This window comes from Streptomyces sp. NPDC051913, assembly GCF_044593635.1.
Taxonomy (GTDB): domain Bacteria; phylum Actinomycetota; class Actinomycetes; order Streptomycetales; family Streptomycetaceae; genus Streptomyces.
Genome location: NZ_JBIUCI010000003.1, coordinates 296,769 through 314,445, shown reverse-complemented (window position 1 = coordinate 314,445; position 17,677 = coordinate 296,769). Strand labels below are relative to the sequence as shown.

The following is a 17,677-nucleotide window of genomic DNA, read 5'->3' as shown; positions in this document are numbered from 1 at the left end:
GGTGGATCAGCGGGAGAGGGCGAGAACGCCCGGGGCCCGCCCGGGTTCCCCGACGGCGACGGGCCGAGGTGCGGGCGAGGCGAACGGTCCGTCGAGGACGTCCCGGAGCCGGAGCCGGTCCGTGTACGTGGCACTGCGGCGGTGAACGGCGAGTTCGGTTCTGGTGATCGAGCCCGTGCACGCGTCGTCCCCGTCGCACAGGAGGAGGGACTCGACACCGGCACCGGCCATGACGGCCAGGGCGACCTCGACGGTCATGTCGTCCCGGACCCTGGGCCGGGCCGCGTCCGTGTCGTCGACTGCGCTCCAGGGGGAGAGAACCGTTCGAACCGTTCGTTGCCGCCGTGTCTGTACCGGTGTCAAAGCTGTCTCCTCGGGGATGCGGGGATGGGTGAGCTTCTGATCGATGCCTCTAGGCAGCCGGGTCGAGGGCGGGCCGCTGTGTCCTGCGCCGCCCCGCTCGTTCGGTGGCGTGCCCCTGGGCGGGACGGGCGCGGCGGCCTCGGGGCGAGGAAGCCGCGGACGCACCGGCGCGGCGGGGGCGTTCCGCGGCGGGGGTGGTGATGACGACGGGAATTCCGGAAGGGGCCTGGGCCCCGGTGATGCGGCTCAGTTCCGCCTCCCCCGAACGCACCGGGGTGATCCGGGGGGTGATGGCGGCCGAAGCCATCAGCCGGCTCATGGCGCGGCGCTGGCCGGGGGTGACGAGGGTGACGACGCTGCCGGACTCGCCTGCGCGGGCGGTGCGGCCGCCGCGGTGCAGGTAGTCCTTGTGGTCGGTCGGCGGATCGACGTTGACGACCAGGTCGAGATGGTCGACGTGGATGCCGCGGGCGGCGACGTTCGTCGCCACCAGTACCGTCACATGCCCGGTCTTGAACCGGGCGAGTGTCCGGGTGCGCTGGGGCTGGGACTTGCCGCCGTGCAGGGCCGCGGCGCGGACGCCGCTGTTCAGCAGGCGCTGTGTGAGCCGGTCCACGGCGTGCTTGGTGTCCAGGAACATGATCACCCGGCCGTCCCGTGCCGCGATCTCGGTGGTCGTCCGGTGCTTGTCCGCCTCGTGCACATGGAGCACGTGGTGCTCCATCGTGGTGACCGCTCCCGCGGAGGGGTCGACGGAGTGGACCACCGGGTCGCTCAGATAGCGGCGGACGAGCAGGTCGACGTTGCGGTCCAGGGTGGCGGAGAAGAGCATCCGCTGTCCTTCGGGCCGCACCTGATCGAGCAGGGCGGTGACCTGCGGCATGAAGCCCATGTCGGCCATCTGGTCGGCCTCGTCGAGGACGGTGACGGCGACCTCGTCCAGTCGGCAGTCGCCACGGCCGATGAGGTCCTTGAGCCGCCCCGGCGTCGCGACGACGACCTCTGCCCCGGCCCGCAGCGCCCCGGCCTGCCGGCCGATGGACATCCCGCCGACCACGGTCGCGATCCGCAGCCGCACGGAGCGGGCGTACGGGGTGAGCGCGTCGGTCACTTGCTGGGCCAGCTCGCGGGTGGGGACGAGGACCAAGGCGAGCGGCTGTCGTGGTTCCGCGCGCCGGCCCGCCGTACGGGCCAGCAGTGCGAGACCGAAAGCGAGGGTCTTGCCCGATCCGGTACGGCCGCGGCCGAGCACGTCACGTCCGGCGAGGGAGTTCGGCAGGGTCGCTCCCTGGATGGGGAACGGCACGGTCACGCCCTCGTGCCCGAGCGCGGCCAGCAGCGGTGCCGGCAGGGCGAGGTCGGCGAACGACTCCGCGGCGGGCAGCGCGGGCGTGATCGTCTCGGGCAGCGCGAACTCGCCCTGGCGGGCGGCCGGCCGACGTTCGTAGCCGCTGGAACGCCGCGACGCCCCCGAGCGCTGGGCGGCAGACCCCCGCGAGCGGTCGGAGGCACGGGTTGTGCGGGTCGTGCGGGTCGTGGGGGTCGTGGGAGCGGTGCGTGCGCGGTTCAAGCGGAACCTTCCTCGATGTGAGCACGGGGGCGCGTAGCAAGGAGATTCCGCAGCAAGATGAACGGCGCAGAGAATCGCGAGAACGGGCCGGAGATGAGGGGCGCCGATTCGGATCGACGGGGGTAATGGCATCACCGTTCGGTGATGCGGTGATGCCGTGAGGCATTCCGTCATGCGCCCTGAAAATGCAGCGAGCTGGGGCCCACACCCCAAGGTGCGGGCCCCAGCTGCGAAGTATGCGTTGCTGCTGGTGTCAGGCAGGAACGATGTTCTCGGCCGTCGGGCCCTTCTGGCCCTGACCGATGTCGAAGGACACCTTCTGGCCCTCCTGCAGCTCGCGGAAGCCCTGGGTGGCGATGTTCGAGTAGTGGGCGAAGACGTCGGCGCCGCCGCCGTCCTGCTCGATGAAGCCGAAGCCCTTTTCCGCGTTGAACCACTTCACGGTGCCAGTAGCCATGTCATTTCTCCTTCGGAGACGAAGCCCGGAATTCGCCCTGTGCGAATTCCGCGTCGCCGTGCTGATTGGACCGTCGGGAAATGAACCTTCTGGCAACCACACCTGCAACTGACAACTACGTTAGCACGGTGCGAGCGACTCTGTTCGGTCAGTAATTCTGCTCGGGTCGGCGATCGAGGAATACTCGCCGTGTACCGTGTCTATTTCTCATGCCGCGGATGCAGATATTGATCCGCGCGGATGAAGTCTTTCTCAGTCGGCCCGTGCGGCGGTCCAGGTGATGTGCGGTGGCTCGACGCGTGCGCACAGCGGCCCGCCCTGCGCGTCGGTCAGGCCGAGGTGTCCGATCAGCAGCCCGTCGCGTGCGGCTGCGGCGAGCACGTCGGCGGGGATGACGTCGAGCATGAGCTTGGCCCGGCGGAACATCGTGAAGGTGCCGGACTCGTCGACCGTGCCCCACGACAGATAGATGAACCGTCGGCCCAGACGGTCCTGCACGTAGGGGCCTTTGACCTCGGTACCGGTCGGCGAGGTGCTTGCGGTGCACTCCAGGGTCCAGGTCGCGGACGGTCCGCTGCCGGGCTGTGGCGCGAGGACTTCGGCGGGACGGTCGCGGCGTTGCACGGCGACGTAAAGGTCGCCGCGGGCGGGGTCGCCGTGGCCGGGCAGGTCGACGGCGTCGATGCGGATGCGCATGGCGGCCATCATCCCGCCCTCCGGCGCATGCGCGGGCTGTCGGGTGCCCGGGAGTTCCGTGGAAGAGCCGAGGATCTCGCGTGCGCCGGCGCCGTTCGTTCCCGGCTCGGCGGCTCCGGCATGTGCGCGGCCAGGACGCGATCCCTGCGCGCACAGCTCGGACGGCGGCCAGGCGGCTCGTGCCCGCTTCCTGCGGCGCCTGGTGGCCGCCGAATGCCGGCCCGGGTTCGCCCTGTTGCTCGCCGGGCCGCGACTGGAACTTCGCCCGACGCCTGCAGAAGAGGCTGCTGCACGACCACGACGCGGCCCTCGGCGTCACGCTCGTGTGCCGAGGGGACACCCGGATGCTTCAGGCCCTGCGTTCCTGGGGCTGGCCGCAACGTGGTTTCGCCCCACGGAGTTGAGGAGGGGGGCCTGGCCAGTCAGCCGCAGGCCCCACCGACCGTCTGCCTGCTCGCGTCCGGCCACGGCCGATGGGGTCTGCTGATGATCGCTGCCTCGAAGGGTGCCGTACCGCGGCGGGACCGTTGGACTCCCTATGTCGGAAGGTTGAGGGTCACAGGGGCGCCGTTCGCGGGCTTCTTGATCGGGACGTTCTTGACCTTGTACGTGTTCGTGTCGCCTTCATCGTCTTCGCAGACAACCTTGGCGGTGACGGTCGTGCCACCACTCGGAATTCCCGTGAGCTTGATCGTGTACTGCTCGACCTGCTCCTCGCCGGGCGTTTCGTCCGAGCCGGCAGTCCCCGTCTTGGGGGTGATCGTCACGAGCTGCGGCGTCGAGGCATCGAATTTGGCGCAGCTCACCGTTCCGGTGATCGTGACCTTCACAGCGGCGTGCGCGGTGCCGACCGCTGCCACGGACGCGGCGAGCGTCAGCGAGGCCGCCACCGCGACGGAACCGAGTGTATTTCTCTTGATGCTGCTGAATTTCCGCATGTCAGACTCCTGCCCCTGATTAAGACGGCTTAGCCGAGAGGCCTCACTGCGTAAAACGCAGGGCGTAGTGGTGAACCGCGAATTTTCGACGCGCACCGTGCCAACTTCCTTGCGCCGCAACGGCTACTTCAGGTGTGGCACCCGTAATTCGAGCCTAGCCAGAGGCCAGTGCCGTGTCCACTTGTGACCCGGCACCGCTGATTTCCGCATACAAAAACAGCCCCAAGTCGCTGACCTGGGGCTGCACATGGAGCGGGTGACGAGAATCGAACTCGCACTCTCAGCTTGGGAAGCTGATGTTCTACCACTAAACTACACCCGCGTAAGACGCCGGTCGGAACCGGTGTCGGAACGCTCCGCCACTGTACCTCATGCCAGACCCCCGGCGCTGGAGCCGTGGGGTCTGAGTGCGTTAAAGGGGTGTGACAGGGCTGCGGGGGGCCGGAGTTGGGGCGTACGGTGGAGGGGTGGGAGAGGGTCCGGGAGTGGCCGGAGTGCCGCCTGGAGAGTCGTTCCTTCCATCCCGTAATGTGGCATTTGTCGTCCGGCGAGCAGCAGCCGGACGGGGCTCTTGGGGAAGGGACTACAGGACTTGATGGAAAGCACCGTCGTCCGCTGTGCCGATGGGCACGTGTTCAGCACCGCTTCGTTCCCGATGCAGCAGGCCGAGCGGCTCGGCCCCGGCCGGCTGGTCCGATGCCCGCGGTGCGCTCGGCTCCGTAGCGTCGTACCGGTGGCCCTGGAGAAGCAGCGGCAGTAGAAGCGGCAGTACGCAGTCACAGCGGCGCGCGGCCTCCGATGCGAATCGGTCCGCGCGCCTTGCGTATCCTCGGGACGTGCTTCTCTCAGACAAGGACATCCGGGCCGAGATCGATGCCGGGCGCGTGCGGATCGATCCCTATGACGAATCCATGGTGCAGCCGTCGAGCGTCGACGTGCGGCTGGACCGCTTCTTCCGGGTGTTCGAGAACCACCGGTACCCGCACATCGACCCCTCCGTGGAGCAGGCCGATCTGACGCGGCTGGTGGAGCCGGAGGGCGACGAGCCGTTCATCCTCCACCCCGGGGAGTTCGTGCTCGCCAGCACGTACGAGGTCATCACCCTCCCTGACGACCTCGCCTCACGGCTTGAGGGCAAGTCGTCGCTCGGGCGGCTCGGGCTCGTCACGCACTCCACCGCCGGGTTCATCGACCCGGGGTTCAGCGGTCACGTCACCCTTGAGCTGTCCAACCTCGCCACCCTCCCCATCAAGCTGTGGCCCGGTATGAAGATCGGCCAGCTGTGCATGTTCCGGCTGTCCTCGCCGGCCGAGTTCCCGTACGGCAGCGAGCGGTACGGCTCCCGGTACCAGGGACAGCGCGGGCCCACCGCCTCCCGCTCCTTCCTCAACTTCCACCGGACCCAGGTATGAGCGAGGGCGGCGCGGGCGTGCGGGAGAACCTGACCTACGAGGCGTTCGGCACCGCCGTCCGTGAACTCGCGCAGACCATCGCCGACGACGGGTACGAGCCGGACATCGTGCTCTCCATCGCCCGGGGCGGGGTGTTCGTCGCGGGCGGGCTGGCGTACGCCCTCGACTGCAAGAACATCCATCTGGTCAACGTCGAGTTCTACACGGGGGTGGGGACGACGCTGGAGATGCCGGTCATGCTGGCCCCCGTCCCCAACGCGATCGACTTCTCCGACAAGAAGGTCCTGATCACCGACGACGTCGCCGACACCGGCAAGACGCTCAAGCTGGTCCGGGACTTCTGCCTCGACGCCGTCGCCGAGGTGCGCAGCGCCGTGATCTACGAGAAGTCGCAGTCGCTGGTGAAGTGCGAGTACGTGTGGAAGCGGACCGACGACTGGATCAACTTCCCGTGGAGTGTGCTGCCTCCGGTGGCGAAGGCGGGCGAGGCGCCCAAGGAGAACAAGGAAGCGGTCTGATCCGCAGCAGGAGAGCCCCTTGACTGATCGTCAAGGGGCTCTCCTGCTGCGGATCATGGTCTTCACGACAACCGCTACGCGGCCCTGGGCCGTGCCTTACGCCTGGCCGGGACCGAAGTCGGGACCGAGGCGGGCTCCTGTGTGTCCTCGTCCTCGGACCAGGAGAGCTCGTCGGCTCCGAAGTCCGGTGCCTGGAAGGGGCTCGTCGTCGGAGGCGGCGAGGGTGCCGTCGAACGGCGGGGTTGCCCTTCCACGGCGGAGAACAGCGACGTTGCGTCGATGGGAAGTCTGCCTTTCGTTACAGGCCCCGGACGGGGCCCGGTGTGCCGCGACCGGGCACTGCAGTCCTACAGCTTGGTCATCTTGGTGTACGGGCTCAGGATCCGCATCTGTGTGGCGCCGAAGTCCACGAGCGCCGCGATGCCGTCCTCGACGCCGATCACCCGCCCGAGACCGTACATGTCGTGGCTGACCCGGTCGCCCTCGGCGAAGTGCTTGGTGGCCGGTGCGACCGGGGCCCGGAAGGGGCTGGTAGGCAGATGACGCTTCGATGCCGCAGGCTTTGTCATGGCTCAGTATGCGCCTCCGCGCACCCCGCTCGCTGTGGCCATCGGCACAGATCACGACGAGGATCGCCGTGCCACGCCGCTGACCTGCTGCTTTGTGAACCGGTAGGGCAAAAATCGTCCACAGCCCGCCACCGGCCGCAGACCGCCCTACCCTGATGCGCACAGCGGCGGACGGTGGGGTGTGGGCAGGGGCGGGGGCCATGACGGAGTACGGGTATGCGTCCAGCGCCGGGCTGTGGCTCGCGCGGGGGCTGGGGGAGCCGGCTGACGAGGACTGCGGGCGCTATGTCGCCTGGGCGCCGGACGGACGGCTGCTCGCCGTGCCGAGCGGGCCGAGCCATGTGCGCATCCTTGATGTCGAGAGTGCTGACAGTGCCGAGAGCGTCGTGGAGGTCGCGACGTTCCGCAACGCCGGCGGCGGTTTCGTCAACCGGGTGTCCTGGTCGCCGGACGGGTCACGGATCGCCGGAGCCTGCGGGTTCGACGAGGTCAGGGTGTGGCGGCTCGACAGTCTCAACCGGCTCGACCGTCCCAACCGGCCCTTGCGTCTGAAGCAGCACGGGCGCTGGGTCGGCCAGGTCGCCTGGTCGCACTCCGCCGACTTGTTCGCCTCCGGTGGACAGGACGGCAATGCCGTGGTCTGGGACATCCGCAGTCGGGTGCCGCTGCACATCCTCCGCACGGGCGGCGGGTATGTGAACTGCCTCGCCTGGTCGCCGGACGATCGTCGGCTGGCGACCGGTTCGGCAGACGGGGTCGTCGTGGTGTGGAACACCGATGCCTTGTCCGACGGCGCCCGGGAGTGGAAAGACTGGGGTCAGTCGGACATCGTGACCTGCCTCGCCTGGTCCCCTGACGGCGAGCTGCTCGTCGTGGGTACCAGTGGGGGCCAGGTCACCTGTCTGCCCATCCATGAGAGTTCCCCTGACACGGGCCTCGTCCATCTGGAAGGTCACACCGACAGCGTCTCGGACGTGGGGTTCTCGGCCGACGGGACGCTCCTGGGGACGGCCTCGGCGGACGGCACGGTACGGCTGTGGCGCACCGACGACTGGACGACCGTCGCGGTTCTGGAGCTCCCCGGCGACATGGCGGCGGTCCGGGACAGGCCCCTCCGCCCCAGCAGCCCGGTCCTGCGCACCAGCATCGGCGTCCAGACCGACAACCCCCAGCGCGACGACGACCACTGGCGTTCCGCCCCCGCCCTCGCCTTCCACCCCACCCTGCCTCGTATCGCCGTCCAGTCCCGTCGGACGGGCGCGGCTCTCTGGGACTACGACCCCGATGTCCTCCTCGGTCGGCCCGCCCCCGTCGAATCCGTGCGCTACATGACGGCGAAGGTGGTGCTCGTCGGTGACTCCGGGGTCGGGAAGACCGGGCTCGGGTGGCGGTTGGCGCACGACGAGTTCCGGGAGCATGCCTCCACCCACGGACAGCAGTTCTGGGCCGTGGACGCCATGCGGACACGGCGCGTGGACGGGACGGACTGCGAGGCCGTGCTGTGGGATCTCGCCGGACAGCACATCTACCGGCCCGTGCACGCGATCTTCCTCGACAACGTCGATGTCGCACTCGTCCTCTTCGACCCCACCAACCGGCAGGAGCCGCTGAAGGGCGTGCGGTTCTGGCTCCAGCAGCTGTCCGGGGGACGGCAGTTGCCTCCCGCCGTGCTGATCGGGGCACGGGTGGACCGGGGTGACTCGGCCTGCTCCCGGGCGGAGTTGGAACAGTTCTGCCAACAGCAGGGGATCAGCGGCGGGTACGTCAGCACCAGCGCGGCGACCGGTGACGGCGTCGGCGGGCTGATGGAACTGCTGCGCGAGCAGATCCCGTGGGAGCGGATGACCACCACGGTCACCACCGTCACCTTCAAGCGCATCAAGGAGTTCGTCCTGACGCTGAAGGAACGGCCGGAGCGCGGGGAGGTCCTGGTGCTGCCGGCCGATCTCCGGCGCCGGTTGGAGGCCACCGACCCCGACTGGGAGTTCACCGACGCCGAGATGATGACGGCCGTCGGCCACCTGGAGAACCACGGCTATGTGTGCGTGCTGCGGACGTCGTCCGGCGCGCGGGCGATCCTGCTCGCCCCTGAGCTGCTGGTCGACCTGGCCTCCTCGATCTTCCTCCAGGCGGACAAGCACCCGCAGGAGCTCGGTGCCGTCAGCGAGGCCGCGCTGCTGGCCGGCGAGCACCGGTTCCCGGAGGTCGAGGCGTTGTCGCCGGACGAGCGTCAGGTCCTTCTCGACGCCGCAGTGGTGCGCTTCCTGGAGCACAACCTCTGCTTCCGGGAGACGCTCGGCGCGGAGATCCTGCTGATCTTCCCCGGGCTGATCAAGTACAAGCGGCCGCTGTTCGACACCGTGGAGACGGTCGACGACATGACCTACGTCGTCCGGGGCCGGGTGGAGAACGTCTATCCCGCGCTCGTGGTCCTGCTCGGCCACACCCGGCGGTTCGTCCGGGTCAACCAGTGGCAGAACCAGGCCCAGTTCGAGATGGGTCGCGGCGAGATCTGCGGGCTGCGGCTCCTCCAGGAGCGGGAGGGCGAGATCGAGCTCGTGCTGCATTACAGCGAGGCGGTGCCGTCGTACGGGAGAAGGGCCTTCCAGGGGTTGCTCGAAGGCTTTCTGTACGAGCGCCATGGCGTGACGGTGTCCCCGTTCCCGCCGGTCGCCTGCGGCAACGGGCACAAGCAGGACCGTACGGTGGTGATCGGCTCCCTGCGCGAGGAGCTGCGGACGATGTTCTGCTCCCGGTGCGGGGAGCGCATCACCCTGCCGGAGATCGAGGGGCCGGTCGCGCTCGGGGCGGAGGACAACCGGATCGTGGGCAAGGAGCGGGCGGTCGCCCGCGTGCGCAGTGCGTACGAGACGCGCCTGGTGCGGGTGAAGAGCTTCCGCGCGGACCGTGCGGCACCCCGGTGCTACGTCAGCCATCTGCCCGAGGACGCGGACTGGGTGGCGCTGCTCACCCGCGACCTGCGCAAGGCCGGTGTGCTGGTGGTGGAGGACGTCGAGGACGTACGCGAGGACGACGTCGTCCTCGCGGTCGTGACGTCGGAGTACGGCAGGACCCTCGCCCGGCCGGAGGGACCGCTGGCCGACGACGCCGGTCTGCTGCGTGCGCGGCGGAGTCCGCCCGGGGGCCCACGGAGCCGGGTCGTCCCGCTGATGCGGGGCGTCTTCGCGGAGGAGGCATGTCCGGCCGTGTTGCGGGGGCTGGTCCCCGGCGACTTCCGGGACGACCTCGCGTATGTCGTGAACCTCTTCGACCTGGTGCTGACGCTCTACGCGATCCCGTTCAGCCACCCGGCGTTCGAGGGGCTGCGCGGGGGTCTTCGGATGGCGCTCGTGGACACCACGGCCGAGCGGCTGTTGCAGCTGTCGGCCGAGGAGAGCGCGGACGTCTACCTGTCGTACTCCTGGAGCGCGGACAGCAACGCCCTGGCCGACGAGCTGGACCGCGCCTTCCAGGAGCGTGGCATCACCATGGTGCGGGACCGCCGGGACGCCGGTTACAAGGCGTCCATCGGTGACTTCATGAAGCGGATCGGCCAGGGCAAGTGCGTGATCCTCGTGATCAGCGACGCGTATCTGAAGTCACCGAACTGCCTGTTCGAGCTGCTTCAGGTCGCCGCGCGCGGCGAGTTCCGTGACCGGGTGTTCCCGGTGGTGCTCCCGGACGCCCTGATCCACGAACCGGTGGACCGCATTCGGTACGTCCGGTACTGGGAGCAGCGGACGAGCGAGCTGGACGAGGCGCTCAAGACGGTGTCGTCGGCCAACCTCGACGGGTTCCGGGAGGACATGGACCTCTACACGGAGATCCGGGCCCGGCTTCCGAGGCTGGCCGACATCCTGCGGGACATGAACACCCTGACCGTCGACCTGCATCGCGACGCGGCGTACACCGAGGTCTTCGAGGCGGTGATGGCCCGCCTGAACCCCTAGAACGTCCCCAGCTTCACGATCGACAGCAGAGCGATCAGCTGGATCGCGGACGCGCCGAGCGCCTTCGGCCACGGCAGGTCGTGGGACTTGGAGACCATCAGGGTCAGCAGGGCGCCGGCCGCCACCCAGGTGGCCCAGCCGAGGGCCTGGACGAAGGTCGCGTCGCCGCCGAAGAACATGGCGAAGACCAGGCGGGGCGCGTCCGTGAGGGACATGATCAGCATGGAGAGGCCGACCGTGGGCTGCCAGGCGCCGTCGCCGCCGAGCTGGCGGGCCAGGGTGTGGGTGACCACGCCCAGGACGAAGGACGACAGGACCATCGCGACCGCGGTCGTCAGGACGATCGGCACCGCGTTGGAGAGGGTGGCGTTGATCGCCTCCTCGCGGGCGCCGTCGAACCCGAAGACGGCCAGGAGGCCGTAGAGGAAGGTCACGATGAGGGCGGGCGCCCACATCGTGTAGTCGCGCATCTGGAGGAAGGTCTGGTTGGGGGCGGTGAGGATGCCCCTCAGCAGCGGCTTCCAGTGCAGACGGGGGCCGACGGGGCCCGCGGGGGGCGTGGAGCCGGCGCGGTAGGTACCGCCCTGGTTGTACGGGTCCTCCCCGACGGAGAAGGCCTGGGTGTGACCGGGGTTGTTCGCCGCGTACGGGTCGTGGCCCTGGCCGCCCTGGCCCCCATGCCCTCCCTGGTGGCCGTAGCCGCCGTCGCCGAAGTACTCCGGCTCGTCGTAGCCACCGCCCTGGTGACCGCCGCCGTACCCCTGCTGCTGCCCTGGGTACGGCTGCGGCGGCGCGGGGTAGCCGCCGTACGACGGTCCCTGCGGGGCCTGCTGCCCGTACGGAGGTTGTTGCGGTCGCGTATGAGGAGCGCCGTTGTCCCGGCCGCGTCCGATCCTGAATCCAGCCACGCCTTCGAACGTACCTGCTCCCGGAGAGTGACGTGCCGGGCCCGAGGGTTCGGGCCCGGCTTTGCTGCCGAGCTGTGACATCCCTTACGGGGGATCCCCGAGGGGTACCGCGAGTGGTACCGCGAGGTTCCTGTCGCCGTCAGCCCTCCAGGACGTCGCCGAAGTACGCGTCGCCCGTCGGGCCGCCCAGGGTCGGGCCGCTGAAGGACTTCGAACCCGTGGCGGTGATGCCGGACGTCGTGGACTTGAGGAACCAGACCGCGCCGTCGCTGCTGTTCTCGCCGGAGGCGGAGGCGACCAGCTCGGTGCGGCCGTTGTTGTCGATGTCCGTGAGCTGCACCGCGTAGCCGAAGTGGTCGTAGGACTCGGCCGTGCCGGGGACGTTCGTGGTGTTCTGGGAGAAGGACTTCGAGCCGGTGCCGGTCAGGCCGGTGGACGAGCCGCGCAGGATGGTGACCGTGCCCGCGTTCTTCGCCGAGCCGATGCTCTCCTGCTCGGCGCCGACCGCGATGTCGGCGTAACCGTCGCCGTTGACGTCACCGGCGGAGAGGCTCCAGCCGAAGAAGTCGTTCTTCTCGGCCGTGCCCGGGACGCCTGCCGAGTCCTGGGTGAACTTCACCGGGGTGCGGGACGAGAGGCCCGTGCTCGCGCCGTACGTCACCGTCACCGCGCCGCCCAGCCCGCCGTTCGGCTCGGACGTGGACTTCTCCATGAAGTTGCCGGTGACGATGTCGCCGTAGCCGTCCTTGTCGACGTCGGCGATGACACCCGCGTAGCCGCCCGCGAGCTTCTTGCCGGCCTTGACGGTGGTGGTGGCGTCGCCGCTGTAGAGGACGCTGCGGGTGCGGTAGTCGCCGGTGCTGGTCTCCTCCTGGCCCATGACCAGCAGGTCCGTCTTCCCGTCGCCGTTGACCTCGCCCGCGATCAGGCCGTCGGGGTAGATCGTGGTCTGGTCGACGGTGTCGATCCCGACCAGCGAACTCGCCTTGCCCGTGCGGGAGATGGGGCCCTTGAAGATGTTCAGGGCCGGCGTGGAGTTGTTGCCGGCCGCGAGGTCGGTGTGGCCGTCGCCATCGAAGTCACCGGCCGCGATGACCCAGCCCAGCTCGTTGCGGTACTCCGGCAGCGGGGAGGAGATGTCGGTGCCGGACTTGATGCCGGTCGCGCCGCCCCACAGCACGGTCAGCGCGCCGAAGGAGTCGGTGGAGCCGATCCGCTCGCCGTGCACGCCGACGACGAGGTCCGTGTAGCCGTCGCCGTCGAAGTCGCCCGAGGTGAGGCGGTCGCCGAAGTAGTCGGATGCCTCCGGGGTGCCCGGGATGCCGTCCGTGGCCTGGCTGATGATCTGGCGCTTGCTGGTGTCGAGGCCGCTCTTGGTGCCGTAGACGACGGCGACGTAGCCCGCGCCGGTCTTGCCGCTCACCTTGGCGATGGGCGCGGCGACGGCCACGTCGCGGTAGCCGTCGCCGTTGAAGTCGCCGGCGAGTCCGGAAGGAGCCGCGGACGCCGTCGTGGCGGCCGTGAGGGTGAGCAGACCGCCGGTGAGGGCGGCGGCGGTGGCCGTCGCGAGCGCGGTTCTGAGGGGGCGCATAGAGGTGCTCCAGTAAGAGGGGGAAGGTACGTCAGTCGAGGAAGCCGCCGCCGAACTCCGGCAGGTGGAAGGAGCCCGTCGCGGTCGGCGTGGTGCCGGTGCCGGGCATGAACAGGGCGTCGCCGTTGGCGCCCACCGTCAGGTCGGCCTTGCCGTCGCGGTTCAGGTCGCGCAGCCGGACCGGGGCACCGAAGGAGGCGTAGGAGTCGGCCGGGCCGATGACCGTCTGCGGGATCCAGGTGGAGCGGGTGCCGGTCAGGCCGCCCGAGCCGCCGCGGAAGACGGTGACGCCGCCTTGGTCCTCCTTGCCGTCGACGTCCTCGAAGGGCACACCGACCGCGAGGTCCGCGTAGCCGTCGCCGTTGGTGTCGCCGGCCGACACGGAGTAGCCGAAGTTGTCGCCCGCCTCGGGGCTGCCGGAGACGCCGGAGGAGGCCTGGTTGTACGTCATCGAGCCGCTCGGCCCCGAGGACGTGCCGCGCCAGACGCTGACGATGCCCTTGCCGTCGTTGTTGTCGGGCAGGCCGACCGCGATGTCGCCGTACCCGTTCTTGTCGAAGTCGCCGATCGTGGCGCTCCACGGCTCACTGGCGTACGTCTTGGAGGCGCCCGAGGTCAGGCCGGACGAGGCGCCCTTGAGGTACCAGATGCGGTGGGCCGGCTTGTTGTCGACGAACTGGGTGCCGAGGACGACCAGGTCGGTCTTGCCGTCGGCGTTGACCTTGCCGGCGGCGAGGCCGTTCGAGTACCAGCCCTGGTCCACCTTGTCGATCTTGCTGACGCTGCCCGTCGTACCGGACTTGGTGAACGGGCCCCGGTACAGCCACGCCTCGCCGCCGCCGATGACCGCGAGGTCGGGCGAGCCGTCGCCGTTGAAGTCGCCGCTGGCGAGCGCGCTGCCGAAGTGGGACTGGGAGCCGCTCGCGCCCGCCTTCGGAGCGAGGCTGGTGCCGCCGGACAGGCCGGTGCGCGAGCCCCAGACGATGGTGACCGTCCCGCGGTACTCCGCGCTGCCCACGTGCTCGCTGTCGTTGCCGACGATCAGGTCGGCGTAGCCGTCCTTGTTGAGGTCGGCGCTGGTGAGCGACCCGCCGAAGTAGTCGTCCTCCTCGCCGGTGCCGGGGATGCCGGGGCTGTCCTGGTGGACGACCTGGGTGTGCGAGGTGTCGAGGCCGCTCGCCTTGCCGTAGACGATGTTGACGGCGCCGCCGGTCCAGCCGTCGTCGCCGGAGATACCGCTGTAGTAGTGGCTGTACGCGAGGTCGCGGTAGCCGTCGCCGTTGAAGTCGTCGTAGTGCTTGGCGACGGCGGCGGAGGCCGGGGCGGCGAGGAACAGCGGGGTGAGGCCGGTGGCGAGGAGGGTGGCGGTCAGGGCCGCCGCGGTGCTTCTGCGCATGGAGTGCTCCCGGTGAGGGTCAGCAGATGAGGTGTGAGGGAGGTGGGCTCTGCCGGCGGACGTCAGTCGGCGAAGTTGACGCCGAACGCCGGGACGCCCGTCGTGGAGACGCCGACCGCGCTCGGGGAGACGGTGCGGGAGCCGGCCGTGGTGAGCTTCGAGCCGTTGGAGGGGAGGTAAAGGACCGCGCCGTTGCCGTCGTTCTCGTACGACCCGACGAGCAGGTCCGCCCTGCCGTCGCCGTTGACGTCGTCGAGCTTGGCGTCGGCGCCGAACGCGTCGTTCGCCTCGTCCTCGCCGGGGACGCCCGCGGTGGACTGGGCGAAGGACTGGGCGCCGGAGGAGGTGTTGAGGCCGGAGGCCGTGCCGTAGAGGACGGTGACCATGCCAGCGTCGGTGATGGCGCCGATGTTCTCGCCGGGGGCGCCGATGACGAGGTCCTGGAAGCCGTCGCCGTTGATGTCGCCGAGGTCGAGGTCCCAGCCGAAGTGGTCGTCCTTCTCGGAGGTGCCGGGGACGCTGCCGGTGTCCTGGGTGATGCCCTTGACGGTGCCGGGGCCGTCCGCCGTGCCGTAGGTGATCCAGATCTTGCCGCCGGTGGCGGAGTTCGGATCGCCGTTCCAGGAGGCGCCGGTCACGATGTCGCCGTAGCCGTCGTGGTTGATGTCGCCGATCCCGCTGACGATGCCCGCCTTGAGTTCCTTGACGCGGCCGTCCGACAGGCCTCCGGAGACTCCGGGGAAGTAGTAGTTGCGGTTCCAGCCGTGCTCGGTCGTGTTCTCGTAGCCGTCGACGACGAGGTCCGTGCGGCCGTCGCCGGTCACGTCACCCGCGGTCAGGTGCAGTGCGCCGGCACCGTCGTGGCTCGCGATCGGGGGTGTGACGGTGTACTGGCCGCCCGTGGTGCCGTCGCCGGAGATGCCGTCCTTGAAGACGTAGACCGCGGCGCCGGTGCTGCCGACGGCCAGGTCGGCCTTGCCGTCGCCGTCGAAGTCGCCGGCGGCGAGGGTCTTGCCCCAGCGGTCGTGCTTGCCGGGCGCCGGGTCGGGGATGGTGACGCCCTTGCCGGTGATGCCGGACGCCGAGCCCCACAGGACGGCCAGGCTGCCGCCGTCGGTGTCGTCGCCGACGTCCTCGCCCGGGGAGCCGACGGCGAGGTCGTCGTAGCCGTCGCCGTTGAAGTCGGCGTAGGCGCTGTCGACGCCGAAGCCGTCGCCGGTCTCCGCCGTGCCCGGGGTGCCGGTGGTGTTCTGGCTGACGACGGAGCGCTGCGCGGACGACACCCCGGAGCGGGTGCCGTAGAGGACGACGAGCTGACCGGCGTTCTTCTTGCCGCCGACGTAGGCGCCGTCGGCCGAGAAGGCGGTGTCCCCGATGCCGTCGTTGTTGAAGTCGGCCTGCGGGACGGTGGTGGAGTCGGCGGCCGTCGCGGTCACGGCCGAGAACGTCAGCAGACCGCCCGTCAGCGCGGCGGCGGTGGCCGTCGCGAGGGCGAGTCGCAGATGACGCTGGTGCATGCGGGTTCTCCTGCGGCATGCGGGGGGCGCCTGGCGGGCGCCCGCAGTCGATGGGGGCGGACCGCGCGGGTTCTCCGGGAGCTCTTCTCGGCTCATCTCGGGTGCACAGCACGGTCGGCGATCAGGAGACCTCTGCCGGTGGGCAAGGGTTGTACGTGAGTTCGGTAAATGTTTGTGCGAGGTGAGGCGTCCGGTGCTCGTGGTCAGGAGGCGAGGAACGCCGCCGTCGAGAAGGTGACCGTCGGCTCCGTCGCCACCAGTCCCTTCTTCGCCCCGGAGTACACGGTGACGCTGTCCTTCGTCTCGCCCCGGTAGGTGCGCAGCGCGAGGTCCGCCCGCCCGTCGCCGTCGAAGTCGCCGATGCCGACGACCCGGGTGGTGCCGACGGCTTTCGGCTCGACGGTGACCATGGCCGCCGCGGACAGCCCCTTCGTAGCGCCCCTGAAAACCTTCACCCGCGAGCCGCTGGAGACGAGTTCGCTCAGTCCGTCCCCGTCGAAGTCGGCGGCGTCGAGCATCGAGCCGGGGGAGGCGAGGGTGCCGCGGACGGCGGTGGGCAGGTCGTAGCGCAGGGCGGTGCCGCCCATCGCGCCGACCGCCGCGTCCCACGCCCTGCCCCTGCCGAAGCGGCCGAGGGCCACGTCGACACCGGTGGGCAGGGTGGCGCCGGTGCGGGTCGGGCCGGTGGGGCCGCCGAGGACGACGGCGGAGGCGGCGGTGCCCTCGGCGGTACGGACGACCAGGTCGTCGTATCCGTCGAGGTTCACGTCGGCGGCGGGGCCGACCGGTACCTGCCCCGGCGACCGGATCGGCGCACCGGCCTTGCGCGGGGCGCCCTTTCTGCTGAACGGGCCTTGCAGATACGTGAGTTGGCCACCCGAGGCGTGCAGGACGAGATCCGCGGCGTCGTCCCCGTCGAAGTCCCCGCACACCGGCTGGTCCGCCCAGTCGTTGCCCGCGCGGGCCTTGGCGGGGACGGCGAGCTTGACGGCCCTGCCGGTCAGCCCGGAGGGCGAGCCGAACAGCACCTGCAACGGGACCGGGGGCTGCCCCTGCCCGTCGAAGGGCGGGTCGGTGGAGACGACGAGGTCGGTGAACCCGTCCTTGTCGAGGTCGCAGCCGGCCTCCGCGTCGAAGACGGCGGGGAGTTGGCCCTTGGTGGCCACCGCCTGCTTCTTCGCGCTCACCAACTGCCGTGCACCCGCCCGGAGTCCGCGCGCACTGCCGTAGACGATGCCGATGCCGGGGTCGTCGGTGTGGCTCTCCGCCTTGACGAGGTCGTTCAGGACGAGGTCGCGGTGGCCGTCGCCGTTGAAGTCGTCCGCGACCTTGCTGCCGTCACCGCGCGGCACCGGCAGCAGCGCGGGCGCGCTGTTGGCCCGTACGGGGGCGCCGCTCGGGCCGTCGCCGCCGCCGGCGTTCTGGTGGGGTCCGCAGGAGGCGAGCAGCAGCACACCGCACAGCACGGCCGTCCCCGTCCCGGCTCCTCGCACGCGCACCGCTCACCTCGTCAGCATCATCGACAACGACCTCGCAATGATGCACGTGTTCGACGGTGGGGTTAAGGGGTTGGCTCAGTCGCCATCGTCACTACTGGAGTTGGAGCGGCTCTTCCCCTTGCTGCTCTTCGCCAGGGCCATCACGACCTCACCCAGCCCGGTCGTCACCCAGGCCACGCCCCGCACCCATCGCGGCCCGCCGCGCGCGGCCCACACCACACACACGCACCCGAAGACCACGAACGCCAGGATGCCCAGCAACACGACGAGCCCCATGTTTTTCCCCCACCTCA

The 17,677-nt window shown here is 70.0% G+C and carries 15 protein-coding genes and 1 tRNA gene; 3 read left to right on the top strand and 13 right to left on the bottom strand.

Features of this window, described 5'->3' with window-relative positions:
• Positions 1-6 precede the first annotated feature (6 nt).
• The 6 genes from ACIHIX_RS10415 to ACIHIX_RS10390 all read right to left on the bottom strand — a co-directional run bounded on the left by ACIHIX_RS10415 (position 7) and on the right by ACIHIX_RS10390 (position 4,346).
• Positions 7-258, bottom strand: coding sequence for a hypothetical protein (locus ACIHIX_RS10415; protein WP_399952698.1), 252 nt, complete (start codon positions 256-258; stop codon positions 7-9).
• A 154-nt stretch (positions 259-412) separates the two neighbouring features.
• A complete protein-coding gene (locus tag ACIHIX_RS10410; RefSeq protein WP_399952695.1) occupies positions 413-1,933 on the bottom strand; it encodes a DEAD/DEAH box helicase in 1,521 nt (506 codons plus the stop codon).
• Positions 1,934-2,186: 253 nt separating this feature from the next.
• Entirely contained in the window at positions 2,187-2,390 is a 204-nt protein-coding gene (locus tag ACIHIX_RS10405) for a cold-shock protein (protein WP_093912074.1), read from the bottom strand.
• A gap of 252 nt (positions 2,391-2,642) precedes the next feature.
• The gene (locus ACIHIX_RS10400; protein WP_399952692.1) at positions 2,643-3,086 is read right to left on the bottom strand and encodes a DUF5990 family protein; all 444 of its coding nucleotides are present in this window, start codon (positions 3,084-3,086) and stop codon (positions 2,643-2,645) included.
• A gap of 536 nt (positions 3,087-3,622) precedes the next feature.
• On the bottom strand, positions 3,623-4,024 hold the full coding sequence (locus tag ACIHIX_RS10395; RefSeq protein ID WP_399952689.1) for a hypothetical protein: 402 nt from the start codon (positions 4,022-4,024) through the stop codon (positions 3,623-3,625).
• Between the two features lie 248 nt (positions 4,025-4,272).
• Positions 4,273-4,346 (bottom strand) — tRNA-Gly (locus ACIHIX_RS10390).
• Between the two features lie 514 nt (positions 4,347-4,860).
• Here ACIHIX_RS10390 and dcd point away from each other — a divergent pair.
• Entirely contained in the window at positions 4,861-5,436 is a 576-nt protein-coding gene (dcd, locus tag ACIHIX_RS10385) for a dCTP deaminase (RefSeq protein ID WP_037735257.1), read from the top strand.
• Positions 5,433-5,954 carry a phosphoribosyltransferase gene (locus ACIHIX_RS10380; RefSeq protein ID WP_399952686.1) on the top strand — a complete coding sequence of 174 codons (522 nt, stop codon included), beginning with the start codon at positions 5,433-5,435 and terminating at the stop codon, positions 5,952-5,954. The genes dcd and ACIHIX_RS10380 overlap by 4 nt, the downstream gene beginning before the upstream one ends.
• A gap of 347 nt (positions 5,955-6,301) precedes the next feature.
• Here ACIHIX_RS10380 and ACIHIX_RS10375 read toward each other — a convergent pair whose 3' ends face one another.
• Positions 6,302-6,523, bottom strand: a complete 222-nt coding sequence (locus ACIHIX_RS10375; RefSeq protein WP_399952683.1) for a hypothetical protein — start codon at positions 6,521-6,523, stop codon at positions 6,302-6,304.
• A gap of 200 nt (positions 6,524-6,723) precedes the next feature.
• Between ACIHIX_RS10375 and ACIHIX_RS10370 the strand changes: the two genes are divergently transcribed.
• Positions 6,724-10,473 (top strand): TIR domain-containing protein, encoded by a 3,750-nt coding sequence (locus ACIHIX_RS10370; RefSeq protein ID WP_399952681.1) that lies wholly within the window; start codon positions 6,724-6,726, stop codon positions 10,471-10,473.
• On the opposite strand, the gene ACIHIX_RS10365 is transcribed toward ACIHIX_RS10370, so the two are convergent.
• The 6 genes from ACIHIX_RS10365 to ACIHIX_RS10340 form a co-directional block, all read right to left on the bottom strand.
• On the bottom strand, positions 10,470-11,462 hold the full coding sequence (locus ACIHIX_RS10365; protein ID WP_399952679.1) for a Yip1 family protein: 993 nt from the start codon (positions 11,460-11,462) through the stop codon (positions 10,470-10,472). The genes ACIHIX_RS10370 and ACIHIX_RS10365 overlap by 4 nt on opposite strands.
• A 58-nt stretch (positions 11,463-11,520) precedes the next feature.
• Positions 11,521-12,972 (bottom strand): FG-GAP-like repeat-containing protein, encoded by a 1,452-nt coding sequence (locus ACIHIX_RS10360; protein ID WP_399952676.1) that lies wholly within the window; start codon positions 12,970-12,972, stop codon positions 11,521-11,523.
• Between the two features lie 31 nt (positions 12,973-13,003).
• Positions 13,004-14,368: an FG-GAP and VCBS repeat-containing protein gene (locus tag ACIHIX_RS10355; RefSeq protein WP_399952673.1), complete on the bottom strand. Its 1,365-nt coding sequence runs from the start codon at positions 14,366-14,368 to the stop codon at positions 13,004-13,006.
• Between the two features lie 62 nt (positions 14,369-14,430).
• Complete coding sequence (locus tag ACIHIX_RS10350) at positions 14,431-15,885, bottom strand: FG-GAP and VCBS repeat-containing protein (RefSeq protein ID WP_399952670.1); 1,455 nt, start codon at positions 15,883-15,885, stop codon at positions 14,431-14,433.
• A gap of 203 nt (positions 15,886-16,088) precedes the next feature.
• A complete protein-coding gene (locus ACIHIX_RS10345; protein WP_399952669.1) occupies positions 16,089-17,384 on the bottom strand; it encodes an FG-GAP repeat domain-containing protein in 1,296 nt (431 codons plus the stop codon).
• Between the two features lie 75 nt (positions 17,385-17,459).
• A complete protein-coding gene (locus ACIHIX_RS10340) occupies positions 17,460-17,660 on the bottom strand; it encodes a hypothetical protein (RefSeq protein WP_399952666.1) in 201 nt (66 codons plus the stop codon).
• Positions 17,661-17,677 lie beyond the last annotated feature (17 nt).